The organism is Blastomonas sp. AAP53 (genome assembly GCF_000331245.1).
Taxonomy (GTDB): Bacteria; Pseudomonadota; Alphaproteobacteria; order Sphingomonadales; family Sphingomonadaceae; genus Blastomonas.
The window spans coordinates 565,994-587,068 of the sequence record NZ_ANFZ01000009.1; the positions used below are offsets into that span (position 1 = coordinate 565,994).

Consider the following 21,075-nt stretch of genomic DNA (forward strand, 5'->3'; position numbering starts at 1 on the left):
TGCTGCCGCGCTTTTGTCAAGCTTTGTGCGTTGCCGCCCTGCCCTGCACCTTCAATCGATCAGCCCCAGATGCACCAGCGGATCGCTCCGGAACACCGCAATGTCGCCAGGATCGGCAAGCAGCCGTCGCTGTGCCAGGCGGAACCTGCGATAGTCATCGCCATAGTCGCTGGCGACACGCGCGGCATCCAGATCGTTGGTCTTGCCCCAATGGCGGGTAAACCGGATGCCCATTGCGTCCAGCCTGGCTACCACGGCACGATAGCTGCGATGGCTGACATCGCTGCGGGGGCCATCGAAATCGATCACCACATTGTTCTCGAACCGCGCCGGTGCCAGCAGTCCTGCCGCACGCTGCATGAAGCGCAGGGTGACGACAGTACCGCCGCCGCCGTTCAGGAATGCCTCGATCAGCGGATCGAACGCGCGCTCCAGATCGGATCGCGCCATCGTCACCGAGCCATTGAACAGGTTGGCGATCGGGTTGTGCGGCTCTGTCGTATGGCCCCAGGTCGCGACCGCCTCCGGATCCGATATGTCGCGTTGCGTGGCATAGCCCGCCCGCATCGCCAGTTGCAGCACATCGGCTCTGAACAGGTCCAGCCCCGCCATCGCCTTGCCGATCAGCGTCAGCGCATCGTGGCCGGCTCCTGCCAGAGGACGCGGCGGTGGAGGGATCCCCGGATCGAAATCACGCAGATACAACAATCGCAGCAGCGCATCCCTGGTGAAGGGGGCGAACGGGTTGAGAATTACCTGGACGAAATGCGGCTGCTCATCCAGCGCCAGCGCGCGCGAGAACCCGCGAAAATCGCCGTTCGCCAGCCGGGTGATATCGCCGCGGGCCAGCTTCGCACGCTTCTGGATATTGCGGACCATGTAGATGGGAACGCATTCAATCACCATCGCGGTGACAAAGCCCATCGCGCCGACCGCCACCTGGCAAGCGGCGAAAACATCGTCATCGCGGAAGATCGTGCTGCCGGTCGCGCCCACGAAATCGGGCGACATCACTGGCTGATGGGGTTCCACCCAGAACACGCCCGATGGCGTGACGACCTGCAGCGCGCGGACATGGTCCTGAATCCCCCCTGCTGCCAGCACGCTGCCATGCGTGCCCGTGGCACAGGCCCCCGCCCAGGTCTGGCCGTTGCTGGCCCCGCCGGTCCTGAGGCTCAGCCCCAGCTCTTCTGCACTGTCGTTGACCTCATCGACCGTCGCACCTGCCTGCACCAGCATCAAGCAAGAGGCGTCACGGCCCGGCGCTACGTCTCTTGCCGTGAGGCGAAAACAGCGGTTGATGTTGCGTGTCTCGACCAGCCACCCGCCCTGAACGACGGAAATGGGCGACGGTGACCAGCCCGCGCCCAGCGGACGCACCTGCTGCCCGGCCTGACGTGCCTGCTGCAGAAGTGCCAGCACATCGTGCGCGACATCACGCAACACCGCCCGACCGGTCGATGCCGTGCTGTTCTGCAATTCTACAAGATCGGAGAGGTCTGCCGATTCGGTACCATGATAGTTGACCCAATGCCTTGGGCCATGACGCAGCGGTGCCGGCATCAGCAGTCACCGACGGGACTGTTGCCCGCAAACATCCGGTAATCGATATTGACCCTTCGGACGATTCCCAGCGTGACCAGCGACAGCATGATTTGCCCGAAGTTCATCGAAAATCGCATGTCGTTGAAGCCCCGCCCTGCCGGATCGCTGACGCAGGCGCTGCGTCCGGCGCGTGTTGCAAAGCCCCATGCGAGTATCGTCAGTACTTCGCGGTCTCCGCTCACGGGGCGGGAATTGTCGAGAACCAGAAAGGCGTCACCTGCCTGAGACATAAGCTGCCCTGCGAGGCACAACGCCAGAACAACGATAACCGCGTGATAAATCCACATGCTTGCCCCCATCAACAGCATTATATGATGGTTACATATGACAGCGGCGAATGATTCTCAAAGATGGTAGAACGTTATTCTTGTCCGTTATCGATTCATTGGCTTGCTCTGCGATGGTTTGCGACCTTCGGCACACGCTGTATAGGTTGCACATGCATATCCATCCGTTGATCACCGACACCGATTCCCTTGAGCGCCTCTGCGCTCGGCTGGCCCAGTCCGACTTTGTTGCGGTCGACACGGAGTTCATGCGCGAAAACACCTATTGGCCGGAACTGTGCCTGGTGCAGATCGGCAATCTGGAAGAGGCTGCGGCCATCGACCCCAAGGCACCGGGCATCGATCTGACCCCGCTGCTCGACCTGCTCACGGAGAATCACGATGTCCTGAAGGTGGTCCATGCCGGGCCGCAGGATATCGAGATCATCTTCAACCTCACGGGCAAGACCCCTTCGCCGCTGTTCGATACCCAGGTCGCGGCAATGGCCTTGGGCCAAGCCGAGCAGATCGGCTATGCCAACCTCGTCGAAAGCTGGCTGGGCCTGACGGTCGACAAGGGCGCGCGCTTTACCGATTGGTCGCGCCGTCCGCTGGAGGCGCGCCAGATCGACTATGCGATCGGCGATGTGACGCATCTGGCCAAGATTTTCCCCAAGATGCTCGACAAGCTCCGCCGCACTGGGCGCGGCGCGTGGCTGGATATCGAAATGGAAAAGCTGGGCGATCCGCGCCAGTACAAGCCCGATCCAGACACCTTGTGGCAGCGCATCCGCCCGCCGGGCCGCAGCGCGCAGATTCTGGGCCGCATGCGCGCGCTGGCGTGGTGGCGCGAAACCGAGGCGCAGGACAAGAACCTGCCGCGCGGTCGGATCATGAAAGACGAGACACTGGCCGACATCGCCGCGCACCCGCCTTCGACCCAAGCCGATCTGGGCAAGGTTCGCGGCCTGTCCGCTGCCTGGCGCGAAAACGACATTGGCGCGCGGATGATGGATGCGCTGGTCGCCGCGCGTCCGCTCAGCGCAGCTGAAATGCCGCCCAAGAGCCCGCGCGGCCCGGCACTGGGAAAGGAAGGCGCACTCGTCGCTGACCTGCTCAAGCTGCTGCTGAAGATCCGTTCGCGCGAGATCGATGTTGCAGCACGGCTGCTGGCACGCAGCGATGACCTGGAAGCGCTGGCAGCCGGCGTCCGCAAGGGGCTGCCGATCCTGGAAGGCTGGCGGTTCGAACAGTTCGGGCGCGATGCACTGGCGCTGGTCGAAGGCCGGATGGCATTTGCCATCGCCGATGGCCGGATCAAGATGACGCGCACCGAACTGGTGGTCGACCCCGAAACGGTGGTCGCGGCTGCGCTAGCCGAGCAGCCATGACGTCCTATCTGCCGACGCTCAAGCAGCTGCAATACCTGGTCGCGCTCGAGGAACATGGCCATTTCGGCAAGGCGGCAGACGCCTGCTTTGTCACCCAATCCACCCTGTCGGCAGGCCTACGCGAGCTGGAAACGCTGCTGGGCGTGATGCTGGTCGAGCGCACGCGGCGCGTGGTGCGCTTCACTCCGCTGGGCAACAAGGTCGTCGCCAAGGCGCACCGCATCCTGCGCGAAGCAGAAGAGCTATCCGATCTGGTCCGCTCATCGGGCAAGCCGTTGTCCGGCGAATTGCGGATGAGCGTCATCCCCACCATCGCGCCCTTCCTGCTGCCACGCCTGCTGCCCGGGCTGCGCCGCGAGCAGCCCGACTTGCAGCTGTTCCTGCGCGAGGAGGTCAGCGCGGCGGCGGTCGAATCGCTGCACCACGGCCAGGTGGATTGCGTTCTTCTAGCGCTGCCTTTCCCGGCGGGGGATGTCGAACACGAGTTGCTGTTCGTCGATCCGCTGTACGTCGCCTTTCCCAAGGACGACCCGCGCGACCCGCCCGAGCTGGTCTCGCCCGAGCTGATCGACGAATCGCGGTTGTTGCTGCTCGAGGACGGTCATTGCCTGAAGGACCATGCGCTGGCAGCGTGCAACCGGCCCGAACTGCGCGCCAATGCGATGATGTTCGGCACTTCGCTGCATACGCTGGTGCAGATGGTCGACAACAAGCTGGGTCTGACGCTGCTGCCGCAGATGGCGATCGACGCCGGCATCCTCAACAACACCGATATCGTCGCGCGCCCGCTGCTCGCCGATCATGCCTCGCGCGATATTGCGGTCATCTGGCGCCGCAACAGCCCCCGCGCCGAGGAATTCCGGATGCTGGCGGAAATCTTGCGGCGGGGCCATGCCGAAGGCAAGTGCACGGTCTGATCGACAGAAAACATCGCCCCCCATTGCAGGGAGTCGCTGATCTTCAATCCATGTGCTTCAAGCCGACGCGCAGATAATCCCAGCCCGTAACCAGCGTCAGGATCGCTGCGCTCCACAATGTCACGATGCCCAGATCGTGCATCCATGGTTGATCGGGAAATCCGCCCGAGAAAATCAGCGTGCCCAGCGCCAGCAGCTGCAGCGTGGTCTTCCATTTGGCCATCTGGGACACCGGAACCGACACCTGCAGCCCGGCCAGAAACTCGCGCAGCCCCGAGACCGTGATTTCGCGCAGCAGGATGATCAGCGCCGCAATCATGTGAACACCATCGATATTGTCGTTGGCGCACAGGATCAGGATGACCGCAGCCACCATGATCTTGTCGGCTATGGGGTCCAGAAAGATGCCCAGCTTCGACACCGCGCCCTGCGCACGCGCCAGATAGCCATCGAAATAATCCGTGATTCCCATCAGGCAATACACGACAAAACCGAGCAGATAACCTGTCGTCCAGCCTGGCCACCACAGCAAGGCGGCGAGCAACGGCACGGTGACAATCCGTGAAAGCGTCAGGATGTTGGGTACGGTCAGCATAAGTTGTCCGCCTCATAGCCACATTCCGTCCAGATGGAAATGGCTTGACCCGTTCTGTTTCGCCCCCGATACGGCGGCTGAGGCTTGCACGTCGTTCCGACATCTCCACGGTCGGGACGAGACGAGGGCAGGCCGGCGGGTCAATAACAGAGGTACTGACAGCATGGCTTCCGCTGGCGCGCTTTTGAACAAGAGGCGCTTTCTTCCGCTGTTCGTGACCCAGTTGCTCGGCGCGTTCAACGACAACCTCTACAAGAACGCCATGGTGCTGTTCGTCGTCTACAGCGTGTATAACGACGAAACGGCAGAGACCTGGTTCAGCGCTATTGCAACGGCGGTATTCATCCTGCCGTTTTTCCTGCTTTCGGCTCTGGCCGGGCAGTTGGCGGATACGCGCGACAAGGCGGTCATCATCCGCATCGTCAAATTCTGCGAGATCATCATCATGCTGGTCGGCGGCACCGGGCTCTATCTCGCCTGGGCCGGCACGGCCGTGCACAGCCTTGCCATTCCGCTGATGATGCTCGCGCTGTTTGCCATGGGCATCCATTCGACATTCTTCGGCCCGATCAAATACGCCATCCTGCCGCAGCATCTGCAGGATGACGAGGTTCTGGGCGGCACCGGCCTGGTCGAGGCCGGAACGTACATCGCCATTCTGCTAGGCACGATCCTGGCCGGGTGGATTCCGGTCGAGATCGCCGGCATCGCGGTGGTGCTGACCGCCATTGTCGGATATTTCACCGGGCGACAGGTGCCCCCTGCTCCGCCGATGACCGAACGCACCAAGCTGGACTACAACTTCGTCCGCGCCTCGATCGCGCTGATCAAGGCGACGATGAAGGTGAAGCGGGTGTTCCTCGCGATCGTTGCCATCAGCTTTTTCTGGACCATCGGCGCGGTGCTGTTCATTCAGTTCCCGCCGCTCGCCAAGAACGTGCTGACCGCCAGCAAGGAGGTGGCCAGCCTGTTTCTCGTGGTATTCTCGGTCGGCGTAGCCATCGGATCGGTCGCCATCAACGCGCTGCTCAAGGGAACCGTATCGGCGCGCTATTCGCCGGTATCGGTGATCGTGATGGGGCTGTTCGTGGTCGCGTTCTTCTTCGTGTGCCGCCAATGGGTGCCGGATACCGGCGGATCGCTGTTCACGGTGGGCGAGTTTGTCAAACACCCGATGGCCGTTCCGCTGCTGCTGTCGCTGCTGGGGATAGCCGTTGCAGGCGGCATGTTCGTGGTGCCGCTCTATGCGTTTCTCACCACCACGGTGCACAAGAGCGAAGCGGCGCGCACGATCGCTGCCAACAACATCGTCAATTCAGGCGCCATGGTCGTGGGCTCGCTGATCGCGATCGGCCTGAGCCTGGCCGGGTTGGCGGTGATCTATCAGCTGCTGTTGAGCGCTGCGATGTGCGTCGTGGCAGCGTGGTTGGGCCATCTGCTGCACCAGGCGAGCCTCGAGCCGCACGGTGACCACGAGCTCGGCGGCTGATCGGTTTACTCGACCACCCTGACCAGCTTGCGCTCCAGTGGGGCGAGCACGCCCGACAGTTCATGCCCGCGCTTCAATACCGCGCCGCCTTCGCCGACCAGCGCCCATTGGCCCTGTTTGCGGCGAAATGACGGCCGTTTTTCAATGCGATATTCGGGCCGTTCGGTCGCGCGGCGGAAACAGGAAAACACCGCAGCATCGCGGCCCAGTTCCATCGCATAATCGCGCCAGACGCCTGCGGCGACAGCCCGTCCGTACAGATCGAGGATGCGGTTCAGCTCTTCACGATCAAAGGCCACCTGGTTAGGGGCCCCAGGAACGGGGAAGAGCGAGACATTGCTGCCGGGGATCAAGCGGAGGACTCGCTGGACAAGCGCCGCGCCATATCAGGCAGCGGTCCCGCTATCGCGATCGGGTGCGCTGGGAGCAGTGCGTGCGGCCTGCCGGGCCTCGTCGCGTTCATCGATCAACTGCGTGATGCGTTCCTGCATCTGGCGGATTTCGCACTGTAGCAGCTCGAGCTTTTGCGTCGAAGGGTCGAACGTCTGGCTGCAGGGCGTGCCATATTGCACGAACCCACGCTGCTTTTCGGTGGCATCCACCGGCGTCGGCCGCGCAGGGATGCCGACCATCACCGATCCGGGAGCAACATCGCGGGTCACGACAGCATTGGCACCAATCCGCGCGCCCTTGCCGACCGTCAACGGACCGAGAATGGCCGCACCAAGGCTGACGATGACATCGTCCTCGATCGTCGGGTGGCGCTTGCCACTCACGCCGTCCGTCGGATTGCGGCCGCCCAGGGTCGCGCCCTGATAGATCGTGACATTGTTGCCGATCACTGCTGTCTCGCCGATGACGACGAACCCGTGGTCGACGAAAAAGAACCGACCGATCTCGGCCCCCGGATGGATGTCGATCGCGGTCAGGAAGCGCGAGAGGTGATTGACGAAGCGCGCGAGAAAGAACAGTTCGCCCTTGAACAGCCAATGCGCCACGCGGTGCAGGCCCAGCGCCAGGACGCCCGGGTAGAGCAGGATCTCCCAGCGCGACCGCGGCGCGGGATCGCGCGCGCGGATCGAATCCAGATATTCGCTCAATGCGCTGAACATGGCGCCATCCCTTTGATCATTCATTCGAAGATTAAATAGAGGGTGCGGCCTGACTTTACCAGTGCCCCGGTCAGATTGCCCTAGCGCGCAGTCCCAGATACTGGGCCAACCGACGCAAACGGCGTTCGACAACCTCTCCCAACAGCGCCTTGTCGGCGCCGTTCAGCACCAGTTCCAGCGTATCTCCGTTACGCCTGAGCGCGGTGCGCCGCAGCACGTCGTGCGTCCCTGCGCCAAGCCGCTGCGCCAGACGCATCGCCAGCCCCCAGCCGATCGCTCGGTCGAGCATGGGCTCGGGCGCAACGTGCTGATCGAGCGGGAACGGCCGCGGTCCGCCGCCAAAATTGGTATACAGGGCTTGCCCGATCATCGATCGACCGATCACATCGATACCGACCCAATTGCCATGCAGGGCGATTTCCAGCCCGCGCTCGGCGCGGAAATCGGGGCTGGCCTGCCAGGCGACGTCGGAAAGGTGGCACGCTGCCATCAGCCAGCGCTGCCAGTGCGGCGGATCATCCGGGAAGACGGGCGCAATCCATTCGAACAATGGCAGCGAATCCTCGGCAAAGCGCGACTGCAATTGTCCAAAGCGTTCCGTCGCGACCAGCAGCGGATCGCGCTGGCGCACGTCTTCGTCCATTCGCGCGTACAAAAGCCCTTCCCGCAGTCCAAAGGACGACACCACAAACTCGCTGGGATCCAGGTGACGCTGCATCAGGCGCAGCAGTGCTATGGCGTCGGTCAGCGTTTCAATGCGTGAAGGAGCAAGGCCCGTCGCCTGGCGCACGGCATCCCTGTCCATCGCGCGGAACCCCGCCAGCACCGCTTCGGGGCGCGCGGTATCGATATGGTACTGGTGCAGAACACGCAGCGGATAAGCGGTGAGGTGCATGTCGAGCCGGGCAAAGGCGCGCCACGAACCACCAACCAGGTAGAATGGCTTGCCGCGATGCTGGCTCAGCCAGGGATACGCTTCGACCATGGTCTTGAGCTTGCGGGGCAGTGCGGAGGCATCGCTGCGCCGGATCGCTGCCGCGCGCAGGACTCCCAGCGGCAGCGTTGCGGTCTCGTGCACCTGTCCATCGGCGACCCGCGCCAGATCGAGACTGCCTCCGCCCAGATCGCCGACGATGCCGTCTGCATCGGGGATGGCAGAAAGCACACCCATAGCCGAGGTGCGTGCCTCGTCTTCACCCGAGAGGATGGTGATATCGAGCCCCAGCGCGGCCACCCTGCGGGTGAACTCTTCGCCGTTGCTGGCATCGCGTACCGCTGCGGTCGCGACGCACACCGTCTCATCCACATCCATCTCGCGCGCCACGACGCGGAAGCGCTCCAGCGCCAGGATTGCCCGCGTCATCGAGGCTTCGTCAATCGTGCCGGTTTCCGCCAGCGAACGGCCCAGCCCCGCCATCACCTTTTCGTTGAAGATCAGCGCGGGATTGCGGCGTGGACCGGAAAACACCACCAGACGCACCGAGTTCGAGCCGATATCGACGATCGCGGTGCGATACAGGTGAACCGGCTGGTTCTGCTTGCGGATGAAGAAATTCATGAGGGGGTGTTCACTCTTCGCGCGCGGCGCGGCGATGGAGGCTCAGTTTGGGCACGGCATCGCTGTTCTTGAGCGCAGTGCCCCGGCCCGACAGCGACGGATTGGTCATGAAATAGCGGTGCAGGTTGAACGGCTTGTCATCGGGGCTGATGCGCAGATACCGGCCCTCACCATCCAGCTCCCAGCTTTGCTCGTTGTCGAGCAGATTGGCGACCAGCACCTGTTCGAGCACCTGATCGTGCACGGTCGGGTTCTGGATCGGCAGCATGTATTCGACCCTGCGGTCGAAATTGCGCGGCATCCAGTCGGCGGAACTGATGAAGACCTTGGCCTTGTCGTTGGGAAGCACATCGCCATTTCCGAACGCCCAGATGCGGCTGTGCTCCAGAAAGCGCCCGACCACGGATTTCACCCGGATGTTATCCGACATGCCCGGAACACCGGGCCGCAGACAGCAGATGCCGCGAATGACCAGTTCGATCTGCACGCCGGCATTGCTCGCTGCGTACAGTTTGTCGATCATCGCCGGATCGACCAGCGAGTTCATCTTGGCCCAGATCACGCCAGTCCGGCCCGCGCGCGCCTCTTCCATTTCATGGTCGATCAGCGCGATCAGATCCTTGCGCATGTCGCGCGGCGACATCGACAGGAGTTCCAGCTTTTCGGGTTCGACATAGCCGGTGATATAGTTGAACAGCTGCGCCGCATCACGGCTGGCGCGCGGATCCGCGGTAAAGAAGCTGAGGTCGGTATAGATGCGCGCGGTGACCGGATGGTAGTTGCCGGTGCCGAAGTGGCAATAGGTCCGGAAGCCATCGGGCTCGCGCCGCACCACCATCGAAATCTTGGCGTGGGTCTTCCACTCGATAAAGCCGTAGACCACCTGAACGCCGGCGCGTTCCAGTGCGCTGGCCCACAGCAGGTTCTGCTCCTCGTCGAACCGCGCCTTCAGCTCGACCACAGCGGTCACCGATTTGCCGGCCTCTGCCGCTGCGATCAGCGCGTTGATTACCGCCGACTGCTTGCCAGCGCGGTACAGGGTCTGCTTGATCGCCACGACATCGGGGTCTTGCGCCGCCTGTTTCAGGAACGCGATGACCACCTCGAAGCTCTCATAAGGATGGTGGACGACAATGTCCTTGCTTCTGATCGCTGCAAAGCAATCGCCGTCATGCTCCCGGATCCGTTCAGGAAATCTCGGCGTAAATGCGGGAAACTTCAGGTCGGGACGATCCTCGTCGACAAGCGCTGCCAGGTCGCCAATGCCCAGGAAACCATCATCCGAAGACTTGGTGCCGCCTTCGTGCAGCAGATTGTCGTCGAGCAGTTGGGCCAGTCCATGGTCCATCAGCCGCGAGGTTTCCAGCCGGATCACCTCGCCACGCCGCCGTCGCTTGAGCGCGGTGCGGAAATACAGCACGAGGTCTTCGGCCTCTTCCTCGACCTCGATGTCGCTGTCACGAATGATCCGGAACAGGCCTGATGCGCGCACATCATAGCCGGGGAACAGTTTGTCGGCGAAGGCAACGACGATCTTCTCCAGCGCGACATACCAGCCCTCATCGCCTGCAATCCGCAAGAAACGCGGCATCGTTGCGGGCAGCATCACCAGTTCGCGCACAGTCTTGCCGTCAGACCTGCGCTTCAGATCGAAAATCAGGCTGAGCCCCTTGTTCGGAATGAACGGAAAGGGGTGCGCAGGGTCAAGCGCCTGCGGGGTGAGCACCGGGAAGATCTGCGTGACGAAATGCTCGCGCAGCCAGGCGCGGTTGGCCTCGTCCAGATCCTCGACATTTGCCTCGACCACGCCGGTCGCGGCAAGGTCAGCGCGCAGTTCGCTCCACACGCGCTGCTGCTGGGCGTTGAGCCGGTCTACCGCGCGTTCGATCTCAGCCAGCTGCTGCACCGGGGTGCGGCCGTCGGCCGAGCGTTCCTCGACATGCTGGGCAACCTGACCCACCAGTCCGGCCACGCGGACCATGAAGAATTCGTCGAGATTGTTCCCCGAAATCGAGAGAAACCGAAGCCGTTCGAGCAGCGGGTGCCGCGGGTTGCAGGCTTCCTCAAGCACGCGGTCATTGAATGCGAGCCAGCTCAATTCTCGATTGAAATAGCGCCTTTCCGAATCAAGGAGCCGGGAAGTCTTCGTTTCGATTTCAGTCGGTTGAGCCGCCATCTGTTCCTGCCAGTGTCGCCAGTGCCTCGCGCACCAGTCTTTGACCGATCGGACGCTGCATTGCCAGCGCCATCTCGTCGATCGTGCGCGCCAGATCACGGATCGCGGGATAGGAGCGCTCCATCCGGACGGCGGCATAGGCTGCCAGCGCGTCGGGAAGGGCCAATCCAGCGCGTGCCAGCAGCTTCTGCAGCAGAAGAGCGGTCATTTCCTCATCAGGAGGCGGAATTTCGACAAGCAATGATGCGCCAAGCCGCGACAGCAGATCGGGCAACCGGATGCCCCATTGCGCGGGCAGCGATGCCGCCGCGAACAGAACCGGCGCCCCTTGAGTCTGCGCGCGGTTCCAGGCGTGGAACAGCGTCTCGTCGCTCTCGCCATCGGCATTGTCGATGAAGCAACCGCCCGATCCGGTGACGAACGCCCTGCCGATCACGGTCTTGCCCGATCCGGGCGGGCCGACCAGCACCGCCGCGCCAAAGGGCAGCCGTGTCCAGTCGAAAAGCCGATCGACCACCGCGCGGTTGCAATCGGTGACCAGAAACGCGCTGTCAGCCTCCGGTCCGGCTGCCGCAAACGGCAGGGCGAACTGGCGTGTCATGATCGGTTATCCCCCGCCGCCAGGTGCTGGAGCCGCCGCTGCGGGACGCGAGATTCTCAGCACCCCTGCCCCCTGTTGCACCCGCCAGCCGCGAGCCTCCAGCGCACCGCGCAGCGCGTCGATCTCGAGCGCTGAATTGACCTGCATCACCGACGTTCCACCCAGCGCGAGGCTGGCCGTGCTGGCCGATTGCACGCCCGGAATGCTGCGCACCAGCCGTTCAGCAGCCTGGACAGCGGCAACATCGGGTGTATCGAACTGGATCGAGATGATCTGCGGACCGGCTGTCAGGCCGCCAGATTCAACGGGAGCATCTTCTGCAAGGGACTCGTCGAGAAGCTCCTCCACGATTTCCACCGGCTTTTCGATGATCAGCGACGAATCGGGGCGAAGCTCACCCGAGCGCACGGCGCCGGCATAGATCCGGTCGAGCCGCTTGATGGCCTCGTCCAGCATCGCATTGAGGCCATCGCTGCTGCGCGCCCGAAGCGTGAACTCACCGATCAGGCGGCTGTCAGGACCGAAGCGCGCCGCAAAGCGTCCAGTGATCGGACCGCCTGGATATTGCCGCTCGATATGCGCGACAGGCACGACAACGTCTGCCGCGCCGAACTGGTCGAGGATCAAACGCCACCAGGTGCGGCTGCGCCGCCCGGATTGCGCGGCGTTGACCAGCAGCGAATCCGCGCCCGATCCATGCGGGCGGATGTAATCGACGATGCTCTCCGACGTGCGATAGCGTGCCCAGGCTGCCTGCCAGGGGGTGCGGTTCTCGAATGTCTGGGCAGCGCCGCCGCTGATATAGATAGGAACGACCAGCATTGGCGCCGAGCGCAACACCGCACCGCTGACACCGAGCAGTTCGCCGGCGCGGGCCCGATCGAACAAAACGCCCAGCGTGCCAATATAGCGGCGGGGCCCGATCTGCTCATTTTCCACGACGATGGCCGAAACAATGCCATCGAGCGCCGAATCGCTCAGCTTGGGCGCGGTGCCCGACCGGTTCATCTGCGACCAGAGCTTCTGCCAGCCCTTGCGCTGGGCATCGCGCCACGCGTTTGAACGCGCTTCCTGAGCGTTCTTGCCCGAAGCATCGACCGACACGCCGCTGACTTCGAAATCACCACCGCTGGCGATTGGCGGGATTCCGCGGTCCCCTTCGATCTGCGCATAGAGCACGGCACCCAACGCCAGCAAAAGCGGCAGCAGGATGATGGCAATCCATGCACGCTTGGACAAGCGCACAGGCACGTTCAAAGGCAGGCTGGTGATCAAGATACCCTAGCTTTTTTACCCAAGCGAAACACGATCCCCCGGCGCAAACATCGCAGGTGGCCTTCTCGCGGCCCTTTTGACGACAATGGCGTGGAAATCCAAGCGGGAAGTCGCTAACCGCATGAGCCATGACTGACAAGACCGGCGACGCGCCCGCTCCGACCTCGTATAACTATGCCCAAGCGGGCGTATCCATCGCCGCCGGCAATGCGCTGGTCAAGGCCATCGGCCCGCTGGCCAGGGCGACCGCGCGTCCCGGCGCGAATGCCGAACTTGGCGGCTTTGGCGGCTTCTTCGACCTGAAGGCTGCAGGCTTTCGCGATCCGCTGCTGGTTGCAGCCAATGATGGCGTGGGCACAAAGGTCAAGCTCGCTATCGACCATGACAGGCACGACGCGATCGGTATCGATCTGGTTGCGATGTGCGTCAACGACCTCATCGTCCAGGGTGCCGAACCCTTGTTCTTCCTTGATTATTTCGCCACCGGCAAGCTGGACACCGGCATCGCCGAGCGCGTCGTCGCTGGCATTGCCGATGGCTGCAAGCTCGCGGGCTGCGCGCTGATCGGCGGCGAAACCGCCGAAATGCCGGGCATGTACGCCGCTGGCGACTATGATCTGGCGGGATTTTGCGTTGGCGCGGTCGAGCGCGACGAAGTGCTGACCGGCAACAAGGTAAAGCCAGGCGACGTTCTGCTGGGCCTCGCCTCTTCGGGCGTGCATTCGAACGGCTACTCGCTCGTGCGCCGTCTGGCCGCCGACAAGGGCTGGAAGATGAACCGCCCCGCCCTGTTCGATCAGGATGTCCTGCTGATCGACGCACTGATTGCACCGACAAGAATTTACGTGGCCTCGTTGCTACCCGTGGTCAAATCGGGCCGCATCGCCGCGATGGCGCACATCACCGGCGGCGGCCTGCTTGAAAACATCCCGCGCGTTCTGCCCGATGGCGCGCATGCGCATGTCGATGCCGATGCCTGGGTGCAGCCACGACTGATGGCGTTCCTGCAGGCACAGGGGCATATCGAGCCCGAAGAAATGGCGCGCACCTTCAACTGCGGCGTCGGCATGGTGCTGGTGGTCGATGAAGCCGATGTCGCCTCGGTCACCGCCGATCTGGAAGCAGCGGGCGAGACGGTCCACCGCATCGGGCGCATCGAGCAGGGCGACAAGGGCTGCACCGTCAGCGGATCGATCGAGACCTGGAGCGCCAAGGCGGCCTGGAGCGCGACACATGCGGGCTAAGGCTCGCGTCGCCATCCTGATCTCGGGCGGCGGTACCAATATGGCGGCCCTGCTCTATGCCTCGCGCGCACCATCCTGCCCCTATGAGGTGGTGCTGGTCGCCTCGAACAACCCCGACGCCGCAGGGCTGACACTCGCCGCAGCCGAGGGCATTGCGACCTTCGCGCTCTCGCACAAGGGCATGACCCGCGAGGACCATGATACAGCAATGGATCAGGCGATCCGCGCCAGCGGTGCCGATCATGTTGCGCTCGCCGGCTATATGCGCATCCTGACCCCGGGTTTCGTGCGGGGTTGGGAGGGGCGGATGCTCAACATCCACCCATCGCTGCTGCCCAAGTACAAGGGCCTGCATACGCACCAGCGCGCACTGGAGGCTGGCGATAAGGTCGGCGGATGCAGCGTGCATCTGGTCACCGCCGAGCTCGATGATGGCCCGGTGCTCGGCCAGACCGAGGTCGCGATCCTTCCGGGCGACACCGAGGATACGCTCGCCGCGCGCGTATTGATCGCCGAGCACCAGCTGTATGCGCGAACGCTCAGCGATTATGTCGCGCGCGAAAGTGACCCCGACTGGATCATTGCCAAGGTCGGCGAGCTCGCCCTCGCCCTGCCCGAAACCGACGCCCGCCCTTCGCACGGCGCGCCGGGCTGGCGCGTCGGCGGCGACAAGACCGGGAAGTATTTCGCCTATGTCTCGGTCCATCATCACGGCGAGGAAGCCATCGCGCTGCTGGTCAAGACCAGTGGATCAGACGAGCAGGCGGCGCTGATCGATCAGGATCCCGAGCTCTACTATCTGCCAAAATTCTATGCGCCCTCGGGCTGGATCGCGATCCGTCTGGATACAGGCCGCACCGATTGGGACCACATCGCCGACTGGCTTGCCCGCAGTTGGCGCAGCGTCGCGCCGAAGCGGCTGACGAAGATGATGGATATCGCTGCGGAATTTTGAAGGCTGGATGCAGGCCCTTCGCTCCCCTGCGAAGGCAGGGGTCCATCTCCTGCTCCCGCCTCAAAAGCAGCCGTTGCCAGATTCGGTACCGTCAGATGATGGGCCCCTTCCTGCGCAGGGGACCCGGTGACGCTTTAGCGATAGAACAACCAACAAAAAGGGCCGCCGGATTGCTCCGGCGGCCCTTTGAATGTGAGCGGCAGATCGCCGATCAGCCGACGATTTCTTCCGGCTTGAAGAAGTAGGCGATTTCGATCGCGGCGTTCTCGTCGCTGTCCGAACCGTGAACGGTGTTGGCTTCGATGCTCTCGGCCAGTTCCTTGCGGATGGTGCCGGGTTCGGCGTTGGCGGGGTTGGTGGCGCCCATGATGTCGCGGTTGCGCTGCATGGCGTCTTCGCCTTCCAGAACCTGCACGACGACCGGGCCGGAGATCATGAAGTCGACCAGTTCACCGAAGAAGGGACGCTCGCGGTGCACGGCGTAAAAGCCTTCGGCCTGTTCGCGGGTCATGTGGATGCGCTTGGAAGCAACGACGCGCAGGCCGGCTTCTTCCAGCATCTTGGTGACCGCACCGGTCAGGTTGCGACGGGTCGCGTCGGGCTTGATGATCGAAAAGGTCCGGGTGACGGCCATGATGAAGTGCTCCTGAGGTTTGACGATTTGCACGCACGCGAACGGTGCGTTTCGTCGCCGCCCCTAGACGGCCCCATTATGCGCTGCAAGAAAAACCGGCATGGAGCCGGCGAACCCGAAGTTTCAGCCTTCACCGGCGATCAGGGTAATCGAAGACCCCGTCTCGGCAGGGGCGACCTGAAGGCTGAACGAGCCGCCATCGCCGGTGCCCGAAATGGCCTTCAATTCCTGTGTCGTGATCTCGCTTTCGATCCTGAAGCCCTTGCCCTCCAGGGCCTTGCGATACCATGCGATGACCGTGTCGCGGTTGGCGCTGCTTTCCATCACGACCATCCCGCCGGTCTTGCCATTGGAATTGCTGGTCATCGACGAGACGACCTTGGCCCCGGGATACACCGACAGACCCAGCGGCAGCTTGGCATTGCCTCCAGCGCCATCGATGTTGACGGTCGCCGAACCGTCGGCGCTGGTGATCTCGATCTCCGAGGTCTCTCCGTCGCCTTCGCGGACCACTTTCACCTCGTTGCCTTCGGCATCGCTGTAAACCGTCTTTTCGCCACCGCATGCGGCCAGCGCAAGGGTTGCAGTCACCACCATCAAGACTTTACGCATCGTCCAGTGTTTCCCCATGGTTGCCTGGCCCCATGCTGCGGCCCGACCGATCAGTGCTGCCCGTCGTGACCATCCTGCCGCTTGCCGGGCGTCTGTTCAACCCATTTGCCGCCATCCTGCTTCCAGTAATGCCGGGCCAGTCCCTCGCGTTCCCCCAAAGCGACCCACGCCTTGCGCGCACCGGCGATGGTTGCTTCCCCGAACAGCAGGAAAATGCGCGCGAAATCGAGGGCCTCGTCGCGCCACAGCCCATCGGCCAGCGCGATGAACCGCGCACCGTTGACCGCTTCCACCCGATCCGCCAGCAGCAGCGGCTGAACCTGCGGGTTCGGCCCATCACGCTCGCCATGCGCCAGAAAGCTTTCGGGCGTGTGCGTCCACAGCGCGTGACTCAATGCGGCGCGGTGCGCCGGGTCAGCGGACACGATCAGCATCCGCTCGCCCAGCCCCAGTGTGCGCGTCGCCAGAACCGGCAGCACCCGCTCCACCGGATCGCGCGTCAGGTGATAGAAATCGACCTGCATCTATCCCCTCCCGGCCTCGGGAGGGGAGGTCATGAGATCAATTCTCGAAATTGTCGGCAATCCATTGATTCAACAGCCGAACACCATAGCCGGTTGCGCCCTTGTCCCACACCGGGCCGGGCTTGTCGGCCCAGACCATGCCGGCAATGTCGAGATGCGCCCACTTGACGCCAGGCTTGATGAAGCGCTGCAGGAACTGCGCCGCGGTGATCGAGCCACCGCCCCGCGCACCGACATTCTTCATGTCGGCAATCGGGCTGTCGATCATCTTGTCATAGGCCTTGCTGAGCGGGAAACGCCACAGCGGATCGCCCGAGGTCTTGCCAGCCGCCGTCAGCTTCTCGGCCAGGCCATCGTCGTTGCTGAACAGGCCCGCATGCTGATCGGCCAGCGAGATGATGATCGCGCCAGTCAGCGTGGCAAGATCGACGATATATTCGGGATCATAATTTTCCTGCGCCCAGTGCAGCGCATCGCACAGCACCAGACGGCCTTCGGCATCGGTGTTGATCACCTCGATGGTCTGGCCCGACATGCTGGTCACGACATCGCCGGGGCGCTGCGCATTGCCATCGGGCATGTTCTCGACCAGCCCGCAGATGCCGACGACGTGAGTCTTCGCCTTGCGCCCGGCGAGCGCCTTCATGGTGCCTGCAACAGCGCCAGCGCCGCCCATGTCCCACTTCATGTCTTCCATGCCGGCAGCCGGCTTGATCGAGATGCCGCCGGTGTCGAAGGTGACGCCCTTGCCGACCAGCACGACCGGCTTAGCCTTGGCATCGCCCGTTCCGTTCCAGCGCATCGCGATCAACCGGGGCGGACGGACGGAACCTTGCGACACGCCCAGCAGCGCGCCCATGCCCAGCTTTTCCATCTCGTCCTGGCCCAGCACGGTGATCTCGACGCCCATTGCTTCCAGCGGCTTGCAGCGTTCGACGAAGCTTTCGGGGTAGATGATGTTGGCAGGTTCGGTCACCAGTTCGCGTGTCAGCGCCACACCGGCTGCGATTGCGGCCTGATCGCTCCAGATCGCCGCCAGCCCCTTGGGCGCATTGACGACGCCGATCTCGCTCAGGCTGACCTTGGATTTGGCAGGCAGCTTGGTGCGGTACTGGTCGTGCGACCAGCTGCGCAGTTCTGCACCGAGCAGGAACTGCGCTGCGGCCTCGCGGTTTGTCGCGATGGCGCCGGTTCCCATGTCGACGGCCAGGGTTTCGACGCCAGAGCGCTGATACTTGGCCACCAGTTGGCCGCCCGCGCGCTCCATGTCCAGCCGCGCCCCTGCGCCAGTGCCGACCAGCGCGATACGCCGGGTCTTGCCGTTCTGGCTGACGAAAATGTCGAAGACCTCGCCTGCCCCCGCTTCAAACCGTGCTGCCTTTGCAGCCTCCAGCACCAACCCGGCAGAATCGAGCGGAAGAGCCGGCGAACCCAGTTCATCTTTTGCCACCGGATAGGCGATGACGGAGTAAGTGTCTGCGGAAGCGTCGAAAACAATATTCATCAAGGAGTCCCCGAGAGGCAGGCGAAGCTGCCGGTTAATAATTCATGCACCATATCTGCCATATGAAGACGGCTTCATTCCAGCGACAGGGCCCGGCTTGCCATATTGGTGTCCCGCCTGCAGTTGCAAGCGATAGGACAGGTTCGGTTTGTTTGCCAGCATTTGCCGCACGCTTGCACGGACCATCGAAAGCGGTTTGCGCTCGCCCTATTGCGGTGCAATAGGCGCGAACTTGGCGCTTGGCCGCTCCGCGATTCTCGGCAGCAAACATCGGCGCATGGATCGACGGATAATGATTGTGCGCATTTCACGGGCAAGTCTGATGCTGGGGACGGCCTTGATGGCCGCCAATGCCGCGCCTGCGCTGGCGGCGGACCAGGCCGTATGCACGCGCACCAGCCATCTGCTGGGCGAAAACCTGACATTTACCCGCAAGGACATCGTGCAATATGCCGATGATCAGGATGCCCAATCGGCTCCGGCTGCAGGCACTGCTGTCGAACAGGACCCGGTGATCGAGTTCACCGCCAACCGGCTGGATTATGACAGCAATGCCGATGTGGTAACCGCCACTGGCAACGTCTTGCTGGTCCGTGCCGATCAGTCGCTGGTGGCCGATACCGTCATATGGGATCGCAAATCCGGCGAGGTTAGTGCCAAGGGCGGTGTGCAGATCACCGATCCTGAGGGCAACAAGCTTTACGGTGATTCGATCGAGCTGACCGAATCGATCCGCGATGGCGTGATCGAGAACATTCTGGTGGTGCTGGAGGCCGGAGGCCGCATGGTTGCCACGCGCGGAACCCGCACCGACGGAGTGATCTCGCTGGAGAACGCGGCCTATTCCGCCTGTCTGGTCGAAACCCCGACCGGCAAGCCGAAGAATCCCAGCTGGCAGCTGCGGGCCATCAAGGTGGTCTACAGCCCCGTTGACAAGCGCGTGCGCTATGATGGGGCAAGGCTCGAGCTGTTTGGCCTGCCGGTGATCCCGATGCCCGGCCTCAGCCATCCGGTCAGCGGCGGCAGCGGTTCGGGAATTCTGCTTCCCGATATCCGGATCAGCCAGGCCAATGGTGTCCAGCTCAGCCTGCCCTATTACCTCAACCTGGCTCCCAACCGCGACCTCACGGTAACCGGATCGGTGTTCACCGGCGCGCTGCCGATGGTTAACGCAACCTACCGCGCGCTGACCGATCGCGGCGCCTATCAGATCACCGGCTATGCCACCGGCGGATCGCGCATTCCCGTGGGCTCTGGTGGAACCGTCGTCGACCGCCAGCAGGATTTCCGCGGCTATTTCGATGCGACGGGGCGGTTCCAGCTTAGCGAAGCCTGGAGCATCAGCGGATCGATTCGCGCCACCACCGACCGCACCTTCCTGCGTCGCTACGACATCAGCCGCGAAGACCGGTTGCGTTCGACCATCGAGGCCGAGCGGATCAGCCCCAACAGCTATCTGTCGATTGCAGGCTGGGCCACGCAGACCTTGCGCGTCAACGATCCGCAGGGCCAGGTTCCGATCGCGCTGCCGGTGGTCGACTGGCGGCTGCGGCTTCCCGATCAGGTTGCCGGCGGCAAGGTCGAGTTTCAGCTCAACACATTGGCGATCAGCCGTACGGCAGGACAGGACACCCAGCGCGCCTTTGCACAGGCCCGGTGGGACATGCGCCGCCTGACCGGCATGGGCCAGGAATTCACCCTGACCGCCCTCGCGCGCGGCGATGTGTATAACAGCAGCGACAACGCGCTGACCAACACCCTCATTTACCGCGGAGAATCGGGACTGCAGGCGCGCGCCAGCGGATCCATCGCGGCCGATCTGCGCTGGCCCTTCGTGGGCGAGGCGTTTGGCGGCACGCACGTGATCAGCCCGCGCGTTCAGGTGGTCGCCACACCCACGACCGGCAATCTGGAAGTTCCCAACGAAGATTCGCGCGCCATTGAACTGGAAGACAGCAACCTGTTCGCGCTCAACCGCCTGCCAGGCTACGACCGCATGGAAGAGGGCGCCCGCGTCGTCTATGGCATCGAATGGTCGCTGCAACGCCCCGGTATGCAGCTCAATGCCGTGGTCGGGCAAAGCTATCGCTTCGATGACGAGCGCGATTTTCTGCCCGAAGGCACCGGCCTGGGCAATCGGACCTCGGACGTGGTCGGCCGTGTCGACCTGAAGCTGCGCAACTTCATCCGCTACACGCACCGTTTCCGGCTTGATAAGGACAATCTGGCGGTCCGGCGCAACGAGGTGGATATCACCGTTGGCGGGCGTCAGACCTATGCTCAGGTCGGGTACCTCCGCCTCAACCGCGACATTGGTCCCGAAATCGAGGATCTCGCCGACCGCGAGGAGCTGCGCGTCGCAGGCCGCGTGCGGGTTGCGCGCTATTGGTCGGTTTTCGGCGCAGCGGTGGTCGATCTCAGCAATGCCGAAGAAGACCCGCGCCTGCAATCGGACGGGTTCGAGCCGATCCGCACCCGGCTGGGTGTCGCCTATGAGGATGACTGCCTCGAACTGGGCCTGACCTGGCGGCGCGATTATATTCCGGTGGGCGATGCCCAGCGCGGAGATACCTTTCTGCTGCGGGTGGCCTTGCGCAACCTTGGCTTTTGAGCCCAA

The 21,075-nt window shown here is 63.2% G+C and carries 19 protein-coding genes; 6 read left to right on the top strand and 13 right to left on the bottom strand.

The window, feature by feature from the left end; genetic code table 11:
* Positions 1 to 51: 51 nt before the first annotated feature.
* Complete coding sequence (locus D618_RS0109695; protein ID WP_017671316.1) at positions 52 to 1,563, bottom strand: FAD-binding protein; 1,512 nt, start codon at positions 1,561 to 1,563, stop codon at positions 52 to 54.
* Entirely contained in the window at positions 1,563 to 1,892 is a 330-nt protein-coding gene (locus D618_RS0109700) for a hypothetical protein (protein WP_193746704.1), read from the bottom strand. The genes D618_RS0109695 and D618_RS0109700 overlap by 1 nt, the downstream gene beginning before the upstream one ends.
* 152 nt (positions 1,893 to 2,044) lie before the next feature.
* Here D618_RS0109700 and rnd point away from each other — a divergent pair, with 152 nt between their 5' ends.
* A complete protein-coding gene (gene rnd / locus D618_RS0109705) occupies positions 2,045 to 3,262 on the top strand; it encodes a ribonuclease D (RefSeq protein ID WP_017671318.1) in 1,218 nt (405 codons plus the stop codon).
* Positions 3,259 to 4,179, top strand: a complete 921-nt coding sequence (locus tag D618_RS0109710) for a hydrogen peroxide-inducible genes activator (protein WP_017671319.1) — start codon at positions 3,259 to 3,261, stop codon at positions 4,177 to 4,179. The genes rnd and D618_RS0109710 overlap by 4 nt, the downstream gene beginning before the upstream one ends.
* A 43-nt stretch (positions 4,180 to 4,222) precedes the next feature.
* On the opposite strand, the gene pgsA is transcribed toward D618_RS0109710, so the two are convergent.
* Positions 4,223 to 4,774: a CDP-diacylglycerol--glycerol-3-phosphate 3-phosphatidyltransferase gene (pgsA, locus tag D618_RS0109715; protein ID WP_017671320.1), complete on the bottom strand. Its 552-nt coding sequence runs from the start codon at positions 4,772 to 4,774 to the stop codon at positions 4,223 to 4,225.
* Between the two features lie 163 nt (positions 4,775 to 4,937).
* Between pgsA and D618_RS18130 the strand changes: the two genes are divergently transcribed.
* On the top strand, positions 4,938 to 6,263 hold the full coding sequence (locus D618_RS18130) for an MFS transporter (protein ID WP_051041319.1): 1,326 nt from the start codon (positions 4,938 to 4,940) through the stop codon (positions 6,261 to 6,263).
* Positions 6,264 to 6,268: 5 nt separating this feature from the next.
* Here the strand turns inward: D618_RS18130 and D618_RS0109725 are convergent, their stop codons facing one another.
* The 6 genes from D618_RS0109725 to D618_RS0109750 all read right to left on the bottom strand — a co-directional run bounded on the left by D618_RS0109725 (position 6,269) and on the right by D618_RS0109750 (position 12,955).
* Entirely contained in the window at positions 6,269 to 6,562 is a 294-nt protein-coding gene (locus tag D618_RS0109725) for a DUF2794 domain-containing protein (RefSeq protein WP_017671322.1), read from the bottom strand.
* 87 nt (positions 6,563 to 6,649) lie between these two features.
* Entirely contained in the window at positions 6,650 to 7,375 is a 726-nt protein-coding gene (gene epsC / locus D618_RS0109730; RefSeq protein ID WP_017671323.1) for a serine O-acetyltransferase EpsC, read from the bottom strand.
* Between the two features lie 70 nt (positions 7,376 to 7,445).
* Entirely contained in the window at positions 7,446 to 8,933 is a 1,488-nt protein-coding gene (locus tag D618_RS0109735; RefSeq protein WP_017671324.1) for a Ppx/GppA family phosphatase, read from the bottom strand.
* A 10-nt stretch (positions 8,934 to 8,943) separates the two neighbouring features.
* On the bottom strand, positions 8,944 to 11,109 hold the full coding sequence (locus D618_RS0109740; protein ID WP_017671325.1) for an RNA degradosome polyphosphate kinase: 2,166 nt from the start codon (positions 11,107 to 11,109) through the stop codon (positions 8,944 to 8,946).
* Positions 11,090 to 11,710 carry a DnaA/Hda family protein gene (locus tag D618_RS0109745; protein WP_017671326.1) on the bottom strand — a complete coding sequence of 207 codons (621 nt, stop codon included), beginning with the start codon at positions 11,708 to 11,710 and terminating at the stop codon, positions 11,090 to 11,092. The genes D618_RS0109740 and D618_RS0109745 overlap by 20 nt, the downstream gene beginning before the upstream one ends.
* Before the next feature lie 6 nt (positions 11,711 to 11,716).
* The gene (locus tag D618_RS0109750; RefSeq protein ID WP_026091507.1) at positions 11,717 to 12,955 is read right to left on the bottom strand and encodes a hypothetical protein; all 1,239 of its coding nucleotides are present in this window, start codon (positions 12,953 to 12,955) and stop codon (positions 11,717 to 11,719) included.
* A gap of 158 nt (positions 12,956 to 13,113) precedes the next feature.
* Here D618_RS0109750 and purM point away from each other — a divergent pair, with 158 nt between their 5' ends.
* The gene (gene purM, locus D618_RS0109755; RefSeq protein WP_017671328.1) at positions 13,114 to 14,229 is read left to right on the top strand and encodes a phosphoribosylformylglycinamidine cyclo-ligase; all 1,116 of its coding nucleotides are present in this window, start codon (positions 13,114 to 13,116) and stop codon (positions 14,227 to 14,229) included.
* Positions 14,219 to 15,184: a phosphoribosylglycinamide formyltransferase gene (gene purN / locus D618_RS0109760; protein WP_017671329.1), complete on the top strand. Its 966-nt coding sequence runs from the start codon at positions 14,219 to 14,221 to the stop codon at positions 15,182 to 15,184. The genes purM and purN overlap by 11 nt, the downstream gene beginning before the upstream one ends.
* Before the next feature lie 211 nt (positions 15,185 to 15,395).
* Here purN and ndk read toward each other — a convergent pair whose 3' ends face one another.
* From ndk to D618_RS0109780, 4 genes are all read right to left on the bottom strand, one after another.
* Complete coding sequence (ndk, locus tag D618_RS0109765; protein ID WP_017671330.1) at positions 15,396 to 15,818, bottom strand: nucleoside-diphosphate kinase; 423 nt, start codon at positions 15,816 to 15,818, stop codon at positions 15,396 to 15,398.
* 123 nt (positions 15,819 to 15,941) lie between these two features.
* The gene (locus D618_RS0109770; RefSeq protein WP_152414622.1) at positions 15,942 to 16,430 is read right to left on the bottom strand and encodes a hypothetical protein; all 489 of its coding nucleotides are present in this window, start codon (positions 16,428 to 16,430) and stop codon (positions 15,942 to 15,944) included.
* A gap of 50 nt (positions 16,431 to 16,480) precedes the next feature.
* The gene (locus tag D618_RS0109775) at positions 16,481 to 16,954 is read right to left on the bottom strand and encodes a DNA polymerase III subunit chi (RefSeq protein WP_017671332.1); all 474 of its coding nucleotides are present in this window, start codon (positions 16,952 to 16,954) and stop codon (positions 16,481 to 16,483) included.
* A gap of 37 nt (positions 16,955 to 16,991) precedes the next feature.
* On the bottom strand, positions 16,992 to 18,458 hold the full coding sequence (locus D618_RS0109780) for a leucyl aminopeptidase (RefSeq protein WP_017671333.1): 1,467 nt from the start codon (positions 18,456 to 18,458) through the stop codon (positions 16,992 to 16,994).
* Positions 18,459 to 18,780: 322 nt separating this feature from the next.
* Between D618_RS0109780 and lptD the strand changes: the two genes are divergently transcribed.
* Positions 18,781 to 21,069, top strand: coding sequence for an LPS assembly protein LptD (lptD, locus tag D618_RS0109785; protein ID WP_017671334.1), 2,289 nt, complete (start codon positions 18,781 to 18,783; stop codon positions 21,067 to 21,069).
* Positions 21,070 to 21,075: the final 6 nt, after the last annotated feature.